The sequence below is a fragment of the Paenibacillus sanfengchensis genome (assembly GCF_036864765.1).
GTDB classification, from domain to species: Bacteria; Bacillota; Bacilli; order Paenibacillales; family Paenibacillaceae; genus Fontibacillus; species Fontibacillus sanfengchensis.
In genome coordinates this window covers 129,448-145,078 of sequence record NZ_JBAGJC010000010.1, presented here as the reverse complement: position 1 = coordinate 145,078, position 15,631 = coordinate 129,448, and the positions used below count along the sequence as shown (strand labels likewise).

Genomic DNA, 15,631 nt, shown 5'->3' with positions numbered 1-15,631 from the left:
GCCACCTGTCTTTACTGGAAAATATGGTTCCGATACTCCGCCGGAGTCATTCCCGTCATTTTTTTAAACACTTTAGAGAAGTAATTATGCTCCGAAAAACCGGTTAACCGGCTCACCTCGGAGATCGACAACTCATGGTTAAACAGAAGTTCCTTGGCCTTCCCGGTGCGTACCCGGTTGATGTACGAGGTCAGGTTCTCCCCGGTGCGCTGCTTGAAGTACGAGGACAAGTAACTGTAATTCAAATGGAGCGCGTTCGCCATTTCCGCCAGGGAAATGTCCTTCTCGAAATTCTCGTTCACGTAATCGTAAATCTTTTGCAGGATCGCGGTTTGCGACGGATCCGCGGACCGGATTACGCCTTTAAGCGCTTGCAGGAATTGAAGCAGGACCTCCTCCAGTTCACGAATGTCAAAAGCCAAATCGATCCGCTTAAACAGCTTCAGTTTGGAAGCTCCCAGTTCCATGACGGGCTGGTTCATCTGCTCGAGCGAGGTCAGCGCGTTATAAACGAGGTTCTGACACAGCAGCTTTAAGCTGTATTCGTTATAGGACTGAGCCGACGAAATCCCGGCTAAGAGCGCTTTCAATTGACGGATGGCTTCGTCCAACGCAAGCATGCGCAGCGCGGTTAGAAACGCGGTCTGGTCGAAGGACGCGCTGTCGTCGTTATGCTCTATAACCCGAGTTTCCGAAACGAGGGTGGTGTCGGGAAAATAAATCAGTTTGCCCAGGCGGGGAAGCAGCCGTTCGCGTTCCTTTGCGGTTTGCCGGATGTCTTCGAAGGCTTCCGATTGAAGGAAGGAGACAAAGTTCAACGAGGCTTTAACATGCCGCGTAAAGCCGGCAAACGAAGCGAGCGCCTCCCCGGCGTCCTGTACGTCGTAGTTGATAAGAAGCAGCACTTCGTTTTTCAGGAACACGACCGTATAAGCAAGACCGGACAATTGGTCCGCCGCATTTTGGAGGATGACCTGCTCCACTTGGCTCTGAGTCCATTTCGTTCTGTTCAGCAGCAGGCCGATATCCGCCAAGGCCAAGCGATAGAATCGCGATGGGAAGTGCCGGGAGAGTTGACCCCGCAGTTCCTCGTCCATCTCTTCCTGGGGGAGATCATGATCCAGCCATTGACCGAGAGCCAGCGCAATGTCCTGGGTTTCGGCAGCAGGGGCTTTATCCTTCCACTCCAATTCGCTGCACAGGCCCTGAATCAGGGAAATGAGCTCGGGCGCGGAAACCTTTGGCTTCAGCAAATAGTCGGTCACCCCGTATTTGAAGACCTCGCGGACATAACTGAATTCGCTGTAACTGCTCAATACGATGAGTTTAATCCCGGGATACCGCGATTTCATCGCTTTCGTAAATTCTACGCCGTCCATCAGCGGCATGACGATATCCGTAATGACCACATGCGGACGAGCCGCTTCGATCAGTTGAAGCGCTTCCTGGCCGTTTGAGGCCTGGGCGACAATATCAATTCCGTGATCGCTCCAATGGCACAGATGCAGCAGTCCCGTTCGCAGGATCGCTTCATCATCGACAATCATCACTCTGAAGTTTTTGGAGCGCTGTTCCATATTTTCACACCTCGCTGCGGGTTTCTTTAACCCCATCCTATCTCAATATTAATGCATAAAGGTATGGAAGGGGCGACTAGTAAAATATCTGCAAAAATATTTGCTATCCTCCATAATTTTTACTAGCGGCGGCGGAGCGGGCCGGGAGACAACCAAAATTCCTGCTAATATTAAACTAATTATTATTATACTTCGGAGTCCGGATTATCTAAAATGAATATCGAAATCCATGAAGCGCTTTCACAAATAACACAAAAGGGGTTGTACACATTGAAAAAATGGCTTTCCGTTCTTATGCTCGTCTCTCTGACGGCTTCGCTGCTCGCGGCGTGCGGGTCCGCCAAGTCGGAATCCGCCGAAGGCGCGGAGGGAAGCGAAGGAAAATCCGCCTCCAAAAAGGTGGTTGCCTGGGCCTGGGATCCTTCCTTTAACGGCGCGGCGTTGAAAATCGCCGAGGAACTGTACAAGAAAGAACACCCGGATTTCCAGCTTGAAGTGGTGGATATGGCCAAAACCGATCTGGAGCAGAAGCTGAATACGAATTTGGCGGCAGGCGTAAAGGACGGGCTTCCGGATATTATTTTGGTTAACGATCCGAACATTCAAAAATATGTAACCGCTTATCCGAATACGTTTGCCGATTTCACGGACAAAGTGGACTACAGCCAGTTTTCTCCCTACAAAGTGGACGCGCTGCGCATCGATGACAAAATTTATGGCGTCCCGTTCGATATCGGCGTGACCGGCATGTTCTACCGCACCGATTATTTGGAACAGGCCAGCTTCAAAGCGGAGGACCTGGAGAACATCACCTGGGACCGCTATATCGAAATCGGGAAAGTGGTTAAGGAAAAAACGGGAAAATACATGTCCACGATCAACCCGAACGATGAAGCGCTGACCTCCATTTTGCTGCAGTCCGGCGGCTCCTGGTACATTACCCCGGATAACAAGGGGAATTTCGTAGACAACCCGGTTATGGCGGAAACGCTTCGGGTATATAAAGCGATTTCCGATTCCGGGATCGCCAAGCCGGTCACCGGATGGAGCGAATTTGTCGGCAGCTTTAACTCGGGCGACGTCGCCACGGTCGTTTCCGGGGTATGGCAGGTGGCTTCGATTATGGATGCCAAGGATCAAAGCGGTAAGTGGGGCGTGGCTCCGATTCCTAGACTGAATGTCGAAGGTGCGGTTAACGCGTCCAATGAAGGCGGATCGAGCTGGTTTGTCCTTGAAGGTTCGGCCAACAAGGATTTGGCGATCGACTTCCTGGCCAAAACGATTGGCGGAAGCAGTGAATTCTACGAGCGCTTCCTGAAAGAGAACGGCGGCGTAGGTTCTTACATTCCCGCATTCTCCAGCGCAGCGTACGGCCAGCAATCGGAGTTTTTCGGCGGGCAAGCGATCTATAAAGATTTCACCGAGTGGTCGAAACAAGTGCCGGGAATCAGCTTGGGAACCTATACGCAAGAGGCCAAGGATGCCCTGAAGAACGAACTGCCCAATATATTGAACGGAGCAGACCTGAAGGACAGCCTGTTCAACATCCAAAGATTGTTTGAGCAGCAGGTGCAATAAATCCAATCGAGGTGCAGGTGACTTATGGGCAGTAAATCGACGAAATCAACTTTCATGGGGTGGCAGTTTGTGCTGCTGCCCTCCGCTATCATTGTCTTGTTCAGCTTTTATCCGATGATCCAGTCTCTAATCCTTTCGTTTCAATCGGGAAAAGGAAATGTCACCAGTTTTATCGGACTGAGCAATTACGCGAGACTGTTCTCGGATCCGATGTTCAAGCAGGCGCTCTTAAACACGCTGCTCTACCTGGTCGTCCAGGTGCCGATCATGTTGTTTTTGGGATTGGTGATCGCGTATTTTCTGAATATGCCGAAGCTTCGTCTTAAAGGGTTTTATCGTACGGCGATCTTTCTTCCCTGCGTAACGTCGCTGGTTTCCTATGCGGTTTTGTTCAAAAGCATCTTTGCCGTGGACGGGATTCTGAACAAGATGCTGATGTCGGTCCATCTCATTAATGAGCCGATCGCCTGGCTCATGGATCCCGTATGGGCGCGCGTCGTCATTATTGCTGCGATTACCTGGCGGTGGACCGGCTATAATATGATCTTTTATTTATCCGCGATGCAAAATATCGATCCGAGTGTTTACGAAGCCGCTTCGATCGACGGGGCTTCCAAGACCAGACAGTTCTTTGCCATCACGGTTCCGATGCTCAAGCCGATCATTTTGTTTACGGCGATTATTTCCACGAACGGGACGCTGCAGCTGTTTGATGAGGTCGTCAATATCACCAACGGGGGTCCCGGGAATGCGACGATGACCATCTCCCAATACATTTACAATCTGTCGTTTGTCTATACGCCGAACTTCGGCTATGCGGCTACGGTGTCTTACGCGATCGTCATCATGGTCGCCGTGCTTGCGTTCTTCCAGCTCAAGGTAGGAGGGGAGAAGAAATGAAGAAAGCCAGCGCGCTGGGGATTCACCTGTTTCTAATGATCGTGTCCGCGATCTCTTTGTTTCCGTTTCTCTGGATGCTGATCGGCATGACGAACAGTTCCTCCGACATTGTCAAAGGCAAATTCAGCTTCGGTTCGATGCTTTCGGACAATATCACCAAGCTGCTGGAGATGACCACGCTGGGAACGGCGTTTTGGAACTCGGCGTTAATCGCTGTCGTCGGCACGCTGTTCACGCTCATTCTTAGCTCCATGGCCGGATATGGCTTTGAAATTTATCGGTCACGGGGCAAGGACCGGTTGTTCGGTCTGCTGATGCTCTCCATGATGATGCCGTTTGCGGCCATAATGATTCCGCTGTTCCGGATGTTCAGCCGGATGGGGCTGCTGAACTCGCCGACGGCCGTCATTCTGCCGACGATTACAACGGCGTTTATGATCTTCTTCTTTATGCAAAATACGAAGTCGTTTCCGCGCGAACTGCTGCAAGCGGGACGGGTCGACGGCCTAAACGAGTGGCGTCTGTTTACGCGCGTCTACATGCCGACGATGAAACCGACCTATGCGGCGGCGGCCATCATCACCTTTATGAATAACTGGAACAATTTCCTCTGGCCGCTCATTGCGCTGCAAACCCAGGAGAAAAAGACGCTGCCGCTGATCGTTTCCTCGCTGGCCTCCTCTTATAATCCGGACTACGGGATCATCATGGTGGCCATTGTGGTGACGACGCTTCCGACGGTCGCGATCTTCTTCCTGCTGCAGAAGCAATTCGTGCAAGGAATGCTCGGTTCGGTCAAATAAGAACGGAGGTTTAAGATGAGCGCATATTTTAACGAGCGGCTTTTGCATGGGGCCGATTATAATCCGGAGCAATGGCTGAAATATCCGGAAGTGCTGAAGCAGGACATCGAATATATGAAAAAAGCGGGCTGCAATGTGATGTCCGTGGGGATCTTCTCCTGGGCCGCCTTGGAGCCCGAGGAAGGCAGCTACCGGTGGGATTGGCTGGACGGGATTCTCGATTCCCTGCACGGAAACGGAATCTCCGTGTTTCTGGCCACGCCTTCCGGCGCAAGGCCCGCTTGGCTGGCGCAGAAGTACCCCGAGGTCCTCAGGGTCTCGGCGGACCGCCGTCGCAACTTGTTCGGAGCGCGGCATAACCACTGCTTTACATCGCCCGTTTACCGGGAGAAGATCAAGCGGATCAATGGAGAGCTTGCCAAGCGTTACGGCCATCATCCGGCGGTTAAGCTGTGGCATATCTCTAATGAATACGGCGGAGACTGCCACTGCGATTTATGCCAGGAGGCTTTCAGGCAGTGGCTGCAGCGTAAGTACGGCACTCTTGAAAACCTGAACGAACAGTGGTGGACCACGTTCTGGAGCCACACTTATACCGACTGGTCGCAAATCGAGTCGCCCGCTCCTCACGGGGAGAATGCGGTCCATGGCATGAACCTGGATTGGCGGAGGTTTGTCACGGATCAGACGCTGGATTTCATGCAGCATGAAATCGCCGCGGTGAAGGCGTTCCGTCCGGAACTCCCGGCGACGACCAATTTTATGTACTATTACAACGGGCTGAACTATTTCAAGTTCAAGGATGCGGTAGATATCGTGTCCTGGGACAACTATCCGACCTGGCACAAGAAACCGGATATCGAGATTGCCGTGGACACGGCCATGAATCACGACCTGATGCGATCGATCAAAAAAGCGCCTTTCCTGCTGATGGAAAGCTCACCCAGCATGACCAATTGGCAGAGCGTATCGAAACTGAAGAAGCCGGGGATGCATAAGCTCTCCTCCCTGCAAGCGGTGGCCCATGGATCGAATTCCGTTCAGTATTTTCAATGGCGCAAAAGCCGTGGCTCCAGCGAGAAATTTCACGGGGCGGTCGTGTCTCATGACGGCAGCGCGGACACGAGAGTTTTTGAAGAGGTCGCGGATTTGGGCCGATTGCTCGGCAGCCTGTCCGAAGTAGCCGGAACGGTGCCGAAGGCGGAAGCGGCTATCGTGTACGATTGGGAAAACAAATGGGCGATCGAAGACTCGCAAGGCCCACGGAATGTAGGTATGGGTTATATTGAGGAAGTGCAGGCTCATTACCGGGCGCTCCTCAAGCGGGGCATTACGACGGATTTTGTGGATATGGAGAGCGACATCGGTGGGTATAAACTGCTGATCGCGCCTATGATTTATATGCTACGTGCGGACTTTGAACTGAAGCTCCGCTCTTTCGTTGAGCAGGGCGGCGTACTCGTCATGACCTATTGGAGCGGGATCGTAAACGAGAACGACTTGGTTTTCCAAGGGAAAGCTCCTTACCGGTTGACCGATGTGGTCGGGGTTGTCAGCGAAGAGACCGACGGACTGTATGATCACGAACTAAACAACGGCAGCGTGGTCCATCCGTACAGCAAAGAAACCGGCGGAGCTTTGCGGGGAACCTATTCCTGCGGCAAGCTTTGCGACCTGCTCCATCTGGAAGGGGCCGAGACGCTGATGGTTTTTGACGCGGATTTCTATGCCGGCAGAGCGGCGGTGACGCGGAATCATTTCGGCAGCGGCCTTGCGTATTATATCGCCAGCCATTTCGAGGACCGGTTTTACGACGATTTTTACTCGGATCTCTCCGAATCGCTCGGGCTGTACAGGCCGGTCAAGGTTGCGCTGCCCGAGGGAGTATATGCGGCCGCCCGGTCCAATGACAAGGTGGAGTATATTTTCATCCAGAACTATAACGCCGCTTCCTCGGCCGTTTTGCTGCTCGGTGCGGACTGGCAGGCCGTCAGCCGTGAAGCCGACCTGAGCCAACCATGGGCGCTCGGCCCTTATGAGGTGCTGGTGGCCGGAAGAAGTATTCAAGCCTAAATGGAATTAAAGCGAAGGGGTCTACCTTGAAGCATCCGTATTGGAACTGCGGTATTGCTTGGGGGAGAGCCCTTTTTCCTTTTTGAACATTTTGGAGAACAGCAGCGGATCCTCATAACCGACGGACCTGGCAATGTCGCCGATCGTCAACAATCGGTTGCTCATTAGGCTGCAGGCTTTGTTGATTCTATAGCGGATCAGGTGTTCCTGGACGCTGGCGCCCATCCGCGCTTTAAACACGGCGCACAGGTAGCTCCTGTCCAGGCCGACGTAATCGGCGATTTGCGAGATACTGATTTTGTTGGCGTAGTTTGTCTCGATAAAATCGGTCACCTTTTGCACATACTGATCCTGCCGGTTTTTTCTTCCCGGAACGGAAGAAGGTTCGGGATTGGCTTCGGCCATATGGGAGAACAGCGAGTACAGAAGCGCGGTCCGCCGCAAATCGCGTCCGCGTTCCATCCCTTTGGATTCGTGCATCTGAAGGATTTGCTTTTCGACCAGTTCCGGATCAAATCGGTTTAGAATCGGAGATTCCACGGTAAGACCCGCTTCGTGCAAATAGGCCTCCGCCTGGGTTCCATGGAATCCGACCCAGACGTATTTCCACGGATGTTCCCCGTCGGCCAGATAGTAAGTCACTTCCCCGGGGAAGATGAGGAAGGCTTGGCCCCGCTCCAATGCATAGCTGCGTTCGCGGGTTTCAAACCGGCCCTTTCCTCCCAGAACGAAATGCAAAAGATAATAATCCCGGATCGCGGGCCCGAAGTCATGAAACGGACAGCATTTCTCGATTCCGTACTGGGTCAGATGCAGATCGGTAAAGGACGGGTTGAACGTCAGGTATTCGATCAAAGGGGACGCCTCCTTATTGCTTGGTTCAATTCTAGTACGATACCATATATAATAGTCGATTTTCAGTGCATTTTCACAATAATCTATGATTATGCCATATTTGTATAGCGATGTTCCATTTACGCCTTTAGACGGTCGGACTTATGATGGGGATAGTACGATAAGGTTATGAATTTTGTCGAAAAGGGGATTATTATGGCGATTCATTATCATGAAGAGGAACAAATCTTTCATCTCCAATCGGAGAATATGAGCTATATCTTGCAAATTGTGAACGGCTATCCCGCACATGCGTATTGGGGGCAAAAACTGCGCATAACGGACCGCCCGCAAAGCTTCATTAATTTGGACGGCAATCTTGCGCTGGACCGGCTTCCACAGGAGTACCCGCAGTACGGGTCGGGGGATTTCCGCCACCCGGCGTATCAGGTCCGGCTCGAGGACGGTTCCCGGATTACGGAGCTGAAGTATCAGGGACACCGGATTCTCGGCGGTAAGCCACAGCTTGAAGGGCTGCCAGCGGTTTATGCCGAAAGCGAGGAGGAGGCCGAAACGCTGGAGTTGGAGTTGAAAGACGAATACAGCGGCCTCACGGTGTTCTTGAGCTATACCGTATTTAAACATTCCGACGCGGTAACCCGGTCGGCGCGGATCATCAATTCCGGGTTGGACACTCTTCAATTGATGCGGGCGCTGAGCGCCAGTGTCGATTTGCCTCGCTCCGACTTCGACATGATCTACCTGGCCGGCACTTGGGCCCGGGAAGCGCACATGGAGCGTCGTCCGCTCGGACCCGGAGGAACGGTCATCGAGAGCAGACGGGGGGTCAGCGGGCATCAGTTGAACCCGTTTGTCGCGCTGGCGGAGCCGGGCGCAGGGGAAGAGCACGGCAAGGTGTACAGCCTGAGCCTGGTATACAGCGGCAACTTCGCGGCCCAGGCCGAAGTGGACCCCTTCAAGAGCACGCGGTTGTCCATCGGGCTGAATCCGTTTGATTTCAACTGGATTTTGAAACCGGGACAATCCTTCCAAACTCCGGAGGCCGTGATGGTCTATTCGCAGGCCGGGCTCGGAGCCATGTCGAGAACGTATCACCGTTTGTACCGGACCCGGTTGAGCCGCGGCGCGCATCGTGACCGGGAACGGCCGATCCTGGTCAACAACTGGGAAGGGACCTACTTCGATTTCAACACGGACAAGATCGTTGCGATTGCACGGGCGGGCGCCGAATTGGGCATCGAGCTCTTCGTGCTCGACGACGGTTGGTTCGGCAAGCGGGACAACGACAGATCTTCCCTCGGCGACTGGACGCCCGACCTCCGCAAGCTTCCCGGCGGCCTGACCGATCTTGCAAATCAGGTCAAGGCGCTGGATATGCAGTTCGGATTATGGGTGGAGCCGGAGATGATCTCGCCGGACAGCGACCTGTACCGCCAGCATCCGGACTGGTGCCTTCACGTCGAAGGCCGGCGCCGTTCGGAGGCGCGGTGGCAGCTTGTGCTTGATTTTTCGCGCGCGGATGTGCGGGAATATATCTACAACACGCTGAGCGGCATATTCAGCACGGTACCGGTCTCCTACATCAAATGGGATATGAACCGTTATTTGACGGAAATCGGTTCCGTACAGAGCCCGCCGGAGCATCAGGCCGAGATCGCCCACCGCTATGTGCTGGGGCTGTACGAACTGCTTGAGCGGCTGACGTCCGAGTTCCCGCACATTTTGTTCGAGAACTGCTCGAGCGGCGGCGGCCGGTTTGATCCGGGCATGATGTATTACATGCCGCAAACCTGGACCAGCGATAACACCGATGCGGTCGAGCGGCTCAAGATCCAGTACGGCACCAGCCTGGTCTATCCGATCAGCTCGATCGGGGCCCATGTTTCCGCGGTGCCGAACCATCAGGTCGGGCGGATGACCTCGCTGAAAATGCGCGGTGATGTGGCGATGTCCGGCAACTTCGGCTATGAGTTGGATTTGACGAAGTTTACGGATGAGGAGAAGGACATCGTGAAGGAACAGGTCCGGGCCTACAAGGAGATTCGCTCATTGGTTCAACAGGGCGATCTCTACCGGCTGCTGAGCCCGTTTGAAGGCGGCGAATCCGCGTGGATGTTCGTGTCCGCCGACCGGAAGGAAGCGCTGGCCTTCTATTTCCGGGTGCTGGCCGAGCCTAACACTCCGGACCGGCGGCTCGCCCTCCGAGGTCTCCATCCTGACTACGATTACCGGATCGAAGGCACGGATGGTGTACTGCCCGGCGACCGGCTTATGGGAATTGGCCTGACCCTTCCCGAAATGAAAGGCGATTATGCCAGCGTGATGTTCAAGCTGAAAGCCGTGGAGGGCTGAGGAGAACTGAGGAGAGCTGAAGGAAGCGGAAAAGAGCGGATACCTGCTCCATACGAAAAAGCCTGCGAATTCGCAGGCTTTTTCTGTTTGACAGACTTTTCCGCGGCTGAAGAATTTCTAACGGAAGCAATAGCCGCAATATCTCTCGAAAAGGCCGATTTCGAACTCTAACGGAAATCATAGCCGTTATTTGTTTGTAGCACCGCACTTTGGACGGCGATGGAGGGAGATAGGCGCTATGAGTTCCGTTAGAATCCGGAAAGAGGCTTTTTGCCAAAATAGCGGCTACTGAGTCTGTTAGTCCGTTAATGATGATCCGGCGGGTGCTGGAATCCCCGAACAGGCTTAAAGGCCCGGTCTTCTTTTTTTCCGGATAGGCGCATACCCTGTATTGAAGGCACCCATGGACAGGGCAGGGGGGATGAAGGTGCGGTTCAGAAGGGGATGGCGTTACCGGAGGGTAAGAAGGTGGAGCAGCGGGCGCAGCCGAAGGCCGATCAGCCGGCGAAAACTGTGGCTCCTCGCGGGCGTTGTCGTGATCTTCGTCTTTTTTCAGTTTTTTAGTTATGTCGAGCGTCATATGCGGGAGCCGATCATGCATTTGGCTAAAATCCGGGTCAAGCAGCTCGCCACGGAATCGATCAATGAGGCGATTACGGCGCAGGTTGCGAATGAGGAGCATGTCGGCAACCTGATCGACTGGAAGACGGACGGAGCGGGAAAAGTCTCGGGCTTCATGCTGAACTATTCGGCCCATATGCGGATCACGTCGGACACGATTCATACCGTCCGGAACACGCTGGACGAGGTGGCCCGTCTTTCGGAACACATTCCGCTCGGCCAGGCGTTGGGCAGTCCGATCCTGGCTTCGTTCGGGCCAAGTATCCCGATCAAGATCGAGCCCAAAGGCGATGTGAAAGTCGATTTGAACACCCGCCGGCAGGACGCGGGAATTAACAATATTCTGGTAGAGGTTTATTTGCGGGTACGCACGGAGCTGGCCGTTGTCGTTCCGTTTGACATGGAGCCGCAGGCTGTGGAGACGGAAATTCCGGTCTCCTATCTGCTTGTGGTGGGAGAAGTTCCGATGTATTACTACGACAGCAAGGGAAATCCGGTAGGCGATCAGGGGGGAGCCCCGAGCATCGCGTTGCCGTCCCAGCCCGGAAAGTCGGGTGCGCACGGAACGGACCCGGAAGCGGACAGCGGTGCTCCGGGAACCGGTGGAGGAGGCGTCGACGGGACCGAGGGCCATGGCGAGGGAGAAGGCGCCGGGAATGGGCGCCAGGAGGCCGACCCGCAAACCGGGGATCCGCCGTCCGATGCCTCTCCGAAGGGGGAGGAGATAAACGGAGAGTCATCCCCGGAACACCCAAACGGTTCCCGTTAAGAACCGGCAAACCCAAATAAAATGGCGCCACAGGTTTCCACTCCTGCGGCGCCATTTTCTGTTTGATCCGGATCTTATCGCTGCTTCCGCTTGCGATCCGCCTGCTCCCACTGTCTAAGAAGCGGGTAAGGATTGAACGCCCATTCGGCCGTCCCGGTGTCCCGGTAAATGCCATAGTGAAGATGCGGCGGGAAGCGGCCTTGGGTGCCGGGAGGGCCGTAGCCGCTGCTGCCCACCCATCCGACCGTTTTTCCGGGTTCGATCGGGTCGCCAACTTCGATATTTTTCTCATAGCCCTGGAGGTGTGCGTAGTAATGATACCGGTTGCTCAGGTCCCGAATGCCGATGCGCCAACCTCCATAGGGATTCCAGCCTTTGGTTTCCACAATCCCGTAGCAGACGCTGCGGACCGGGACGCCGTAAGGGGCGAACAGATCGGTCCCTTCATGGATCCGCAGGCCGCCCCATCCGCGCCGGTCCCCATAAGTGTCGCGGTAAGTGTAAGTGGCTTTTACCGGCAGAGGGAAAGCGGTGTCCGAGAGGTTGACCCGACCGAACGTACGGTAGATTTTGGCGAACTGGCGGATGCGTGTCACGGAGGAATCGTTTTGGTAGTAACGCCATAGGGCGATCCGAAAGTCATCTTCTTCGTACCCGAAACCGTTCAAATAGGTAGCCATCGTGAACAGGGCATCCCGGTCATTTTCGGGCGTTGCCTCTCCGTCGGCCGTCGCGTCTTTGCCGATTCCACCGAACAGCTCGATCGTAGCCGGATTCGTGTCGGCCAGGTCGGGATTTAACGCTCCTGCCCAGAACGCCTCCTTGAAACGGATCCCGACCAGTTTTTTTAACGGTTCCGGCTGCCCTTTTTTACGTGGCGTAATCGTCCGTTCATATTGATCGATCGCCGCGAGCCAATACCAGGGGATATGCGTCAGCATGCCGATCTCCCGATACAAGCTGTGCCTCAGCTTATCCACATTTTTCTCGCCTTGGGGGGCCGGTGTTCCCGGGGCCTCGGCCGCGGCGGCGCCGAAACCGGGCGCCGTGGACAACAGAGCCAGCACCAGTACGCAAATGACGCTGCGAATCGTCCGGCTGCGTGACAAATTATCAGATTTCAAGGAAGATCTCCTCCTTCGATGAAAGTGGCTGTCCTTTAGGATGAGGCTAACGCTGTGTTTTTATTCCATTACTATTCCAGTATTACTGTAGGTATTTCCAGCCCATTCATGGTATAATAAATGGCGCTATAGCTGATTCCACAAGAAGGAAGGTTTCCGGATTTGTCTAAACGTGTGATTGAACCTAAACCGGATTGGATTCGAATTAAGCTGACCACCGGCGATAACTATCAGGATATTAAAAATATGATGCGCTCCAAAACCTTACATACCGTTTGTGAGGAAGCGCGTTGTCCGAATATTTATGAATGCTGGGCCAACCGTACCGCGACCTTTATGATCCTGGGCGACATTTGCACCCGGGCTTGCCGGTTTTGCGCCGTCAATACGGGGATGCCTACCGAGCTGGACTTGGAGGAGCCGGGACGCGTGGCGGAAGCCGCGGAGAAGATGAACCTCCGTCACTGTGTCGTAACGAGCGTGGCGAGGGACGATCTCAATGACGGAGGCGCCATGATCTTTGCACAGACGATCTCGGCCATTCGCGAGCGTCTCCCGCTTTGCTCGGTGGAGGTGTTGATTCCCGATTTTCTCGGGAACGAGGAAGCGCTGCGCACCGTAATGGAGGCGAAGCCCGACATCCTGAATCATAATATTGAGACGGTTGAACGGTTGTCCGATCGGGTTCGGGCAAAGGCGAAATATCGCCGCTCCCTTGAACTTTTGCGGCGCGCCAAATCCATGAAGCCCGACATCCCTACCAAATCCAGCATTATGCTCGGTGTAGGGGAGAATTGGGACGAGATCTTGCAGGCGATGGACGATCTTCGGGCCGTGGACTGCGATATTCTGACAATAGGTCAGTATCTGCAGCCGTCCCCGCAGCATTTGCATGTGGAGAAGTACTATACGCCCGAGCAGTTTGCGGAGCTGAAAGAGGAAGGCTTAAAGCGCGGCTTCAGCCATGTGGAGTCGGGGCCTCTGGTCCGCAGTTCCTATCATGCCCATGAACAGGTGAAATCGGCGAAGAATCATAAAGAAGGTGTGCCCGCATCCAGTTAAGCGGTGAAGGAGGGAAAGCCATTGATTCAAATCGGCGGCAGAACATACGAATTAATTCAGAACTACAAGGATGCCTGGGACCCCGAAGCGTTTAAGCAAAGATACAGCGAAGTGCTGGACCGGTATGATTACATTATCGGCGATTGGGGCTACGAGAAGCTGAGGTTGAAAGGGTTCCTGCGGGACAACCATCCGAAGGCGAACAAGGACACGGCTTTTTCCGGGATTACGGATTATATCAACGAATACTGTAACTTCGGATGCAAATACTTTGTGCTGCACAAAGTGAAGGATCCGCAGAAAGAACAGGCTCACGGCAAATCTGCGCCGAGCGAAGAAAAAACGGTTCCCGAGTCATAGGGGAACCGTTTTTTTTACTGAATATAGTTTGGGCATATAAACTAAATAAGTTCGGGTTGCCAAACGTTCTAGTTGTAAGATAACTGTATGCCGCCTTGTTGATAGGACCACGTTAAGCGCGGAAACTTGCCCGCCAGCTTATGCATTTCCACATAGGTTTCGCCGTTCATCAACTTGACGTCCCCTGCTCCGACCGTAAATCCGGCCGCTTTTCCGTTACCGTCCGCCACGGTCAGTTTCCTGCCGCTTGTAGTCCAAGATACATTTCCCTTCATCAGCGCGCCTATGATGCGTGAGGGTACATAGACCTTGTTTCCGTCTTTAAAGGAATCGATATAACCGCGGAAAGAAACGCCGTTCACACTCAAAGTGGCCGGGCTTCCGCTAATTTCGAGGCTTCTTGCTCCCCCTTTGTACAAGCCGGTGATCAACTGGGCGACGGCGTTATTCTTCACTTCGATATCCGGGTTGAGGCCGACGTGGTTGAAGTCTTCACGGTTTGGCGTGAGATACCGCTGGACCGTAAGCTTCAGGGAACTGCCGTTGGATAAGCTGAACACATTCTGGATCCGGGCTTTGCCGTACGTTTTCGTCCCGACCACCGTCGCGATCCCGTTGTCCCGGAGAGCGCCGGTCAAGATTTCGGATGCGCTCGCCGTAAGCTCATTCGTCAAAATGACGACCGGGATCCCGATGTCCTGCCCGCCCGAGATCGTAACGGCTTCCAGTTCATTGTTCTGACCGGAGGTATACATCAGCGTTCCGCTCTTCATAAAATACTTGGCGATATTCGCCGCCGTCTCCACATAACCGCCGAGATTATCCCGCAGATCGAGGACGAGGGACCTTATTCCTTTGTCGCGGAGCTTGTCCAGTTCGGCCGAAAACTCCTTATCCCCTTTCTCGGAAAAAGAAGAGATGGCGATATACCCGATCCGCCCCGAGGGCAGATAGCTTCCAGTCACCGCCGGAAGCGAGACCGGATTGCGGGTGACGGTGATGCTCAGCGCTTGGCCGCCACGGGTAACGCCGAGAACCACTTTGGTGTTCTCTTCGCCTTGAATCCGCAGAATATCCTCGTTTCCGCTTACGGGCTCACCGTCGATTTTGGCGATGACGTCGCCTTTTTGAAGGCCGGACGCTACGGCCGGAGAACCCGGAAGAACGTCGGTGACATACAGTTTGTGTCCGGAGAAACGAAGCGTTGCGCCAATCCCGACAAACTCCTGATTGACGCTGTTCTCAAATTCCTTCAGCTCCTCGGCCGTGAAATAATCGCTGTAGGGGTCGTCCAGGGAATAAACCATCCCCCGAATGGCGTTGTCCAGCAGTTCTTCCCTCTTTACTCCCTCGATGTTATACGTATCCAGGTAGTCCAAAACCTCCTGGATCACTTGCAGTTCCGAAGCCTGTGCGCCAGCCTCCGCCTCCGCCTGATCCGCGGCGGCCCCGGCCGTTTGCGGCAGAGCCAGGAGCGGAAAGGCCAGCAGGGAGACCAGCGCTTTTTGCCATAGTTTGTGGGGCTTGTTCAATTTCATAGTTAAAGTGTCCTTTGCT

General features: G+C 54.1%; 12 protein-coding genes. 8 read left to right on the top strand and 4 right to left on the bottom strand.

The features are described from left to right. Positions 1 to 11: 11 nt before the first annotated feature. Complete coding sequence (locus tag V4U84_RS19950) at positions 12 to 1,577, bottom strand: response regulator transcription factor (protein ID WP_334077816.1); 1,566 nt, start codon at positions 1,575 to 1,577, stop codon at positions 12 to 14. Between the two features lie 270 nt (positions 1,578 to 1,847). On the opposite strand from V4U84_RS19950, the gene V4U84_RS19945 reads away from it, so the two are divergent. Genes V4U84_RS19945 through V4U84_RS19930 form a run of 4 tightly spaced genes read left to right on the top strand, consistent with a single transcriptional unit; the run spans position 1,848 to position 6,931 of the window. Then, positions 1,848 to 3,155, top strand: coding sequence for an ABC transporter substrate-binding protein (locus V4U84_RS19945; RefSeq protein ID WP_334077815.1), 1,308 nt, complete (start codon positions 1,848 to 1,850; stop codon positions 3,153 to 3,155). A gap of 24 nt (positions 3,156 to 3,179) precedes the next feature. Then, positions 3,180 to 4,055, top strand: a complete 876-nt coding sequence (locus V4U84_RS19940; RefSeq protein WP_334077814.1) for a carbohydrate ABC transporter permease — start codon at positions 3,180 to 3,182, stop codon at positions 4,053 to 4,055. After that, positions 4,052 to 4,858, top strand: coding sequence for a carbohydrate ABC transporter permease (locus V4U84_RS19935; protein WP_334075331.1), 807 nt, complete (start codon positions 4,052 to 4,054; stop codon positions 4,856 to 4,858). Before V4U84_RS19940 ends, V4U84_RS19935 begins: the two co-directional genes overlap by 4 nt. Positions 4,859 to 4,873: 15 nt before the next feature. Continuing rightward, entirely contained in the window at positions 4,874 to 6,931 is a 2,058-nt protein-coding gene (locus tag V4U84_RS19930) for a beta-galactosidase (protein ID WP_334077813.1), read from the top strand. A gap of 21 nt (positions 6,932 to 6,952) precedes the next feature. On the opposite strand, the gene V4U84_RS19925 is transcribed toward V4U84_RS19930, so the two are convergent. After that, complete coding sequence (locus V4U84_RS19925; protein ID WP_334077812.1) at positions 6,953 to 7,786, bottom strand: AraC family transcriptional regulator; 834 nt, start codon at positions 7,784 to 7,786, stop codon at positions 6,953 to 6,955. A 195-nt stretch (positions 7,787 to 7,981) separates the two neighbouring features. Between V4U84_RS19925 and V4U84_RS19920 the strand changes: the two genes are divergently transcribed. After that, positions 7,982 to 10,138, top strand: a complete 2,157-nt coding sequence (locus V4U84_RS19920) for an alpha-galactosidase (RefSeq protein ID WP_334075334.1) — start codon at positions 7,982 to 7,984, stop codon at positions 10,136 to 10,138. Positions 10,139 to 10,559: 421 nt separating this feature from the next. Further along, a complete protein-coding gene (gene yunB, locus V4U84_RS19915) occupies positions 10,560 to 11,528 on the top strand; it encodes a sporulation protein YunB (protein ID WP_334075335.1) in 969 nt (322 codons plus the stop codon). A 74-nt stretch (positions 11,529 to 11,602) separates the two neighbouring features. On the opposite strand, the gene V4U84_RS19910 is transcribed toward yunB, so the two are convergent. After that, positions 11,603 to 12,652 carry a M23 family metallopeptidase gene (locus V4U84_RS19910; RefSeq protein ID WP_334075336.1) on the bottom strand — a complete coding sequence of 350 codons (1,050 nt, stop codon included), beginning with the start codon at positions 12,650 to 12,652 and terminating at the stop codon, positions 11,603 to 11,605. Positions 12,653 to 12,814: 162 nt separating this feature from the next. Here V4U84_RS19910 and lipA point away from each other — a divergent pair, with 162 nt between their 5' ends. Further along, positions 12,815 to 13,714, top strand: a complete 900-nt coding sequence (lipA, locus tag V4U84_RS19905; RefSeq protein WP_334075337.1) for a lipoyl synthase — start codon at positions 12,815 to 12,817, stop codon at positions 13,712 to 13,714. A 21-nt stretch (positions 13,715 to 13,735) separates the two neighbouring features. Beyond that, the gene (locus tag V4U84_RS19900; protein ID WP_334075338.1) at positions 13,736 to 14,074 is read left to right on the top strand and encodes a YutD family protein; all 339 of its coding nucleotides are present in this window, start codon (positions 13,736 to 13,738) and stop codon (positions 14,072 to 14,074) included. Positions 14,075 to 14,142: 68 nt separating this feature from the next. Here V4U84_RS19900 and V4U84_RS19895 read toward each other — a convergent pair whose 3' ends face one another. Continuing rightward, entirely contained in the window at positions 14,143 to 15,612 is a 1,470-nt protein-coding gene (locus tag V4U84_RS19895) for a S41 family peptidase (protein ID WP_334075339.1), read from the bottom strand. Positions 15,613 to 15,631 lie beyond the last annotated feature (19 nt).

Coding starts and splice junctions, on each gene's coding strand:
- V4U84_RS19930 (WP_334077813.1), top strand. CDS start 4,874: ATGAGCGCATATTTTAACGAGCGGCTTTTGCATGGGGCCGATTATAAT.
- V4U84_RS19935 (WP_334075331.1), top strand. CDS start 4,052: ATGAAGAAAGCCAGCGCGCTGGGGATTCACCTGTTTCTAATGATCGTG.
- V4U84_RS19940 (WP_334077814.1), top strand. CDS start 3,180: ATGGGCAGTAAATCGACGAAATCAACTTTCATGGGGTGGCAGTTTGTG.
- yunB (WP_334075335.1), top strand. CDS start 10,560: ATGAAGGTGCGGTTCAGAAGGGGATGGCGTTACCGGAGGGTAAGAAGG.
- V4U84_RS19895 (WP_334075339.1), bottom strand. CDS start 15,612: ATGAAATTGAACAAGCCCCACAAACTATGGCAAAAAGCGCTGGTCTCC.
- V4U84_RS19950 (WP_334077816.1), bottom strand. CDS start 1,577: ATGGAACAGCGCTCCAAAAACTTCAGAGTGATGATTGTCGATGATGAA.
- V4U84_RS19920 (WP_334075334.1), top strand. CDS start 7,982: ATGGCGATTCATTATCATGAAGAGGAACAAATCTTTCATCTCCAATCG.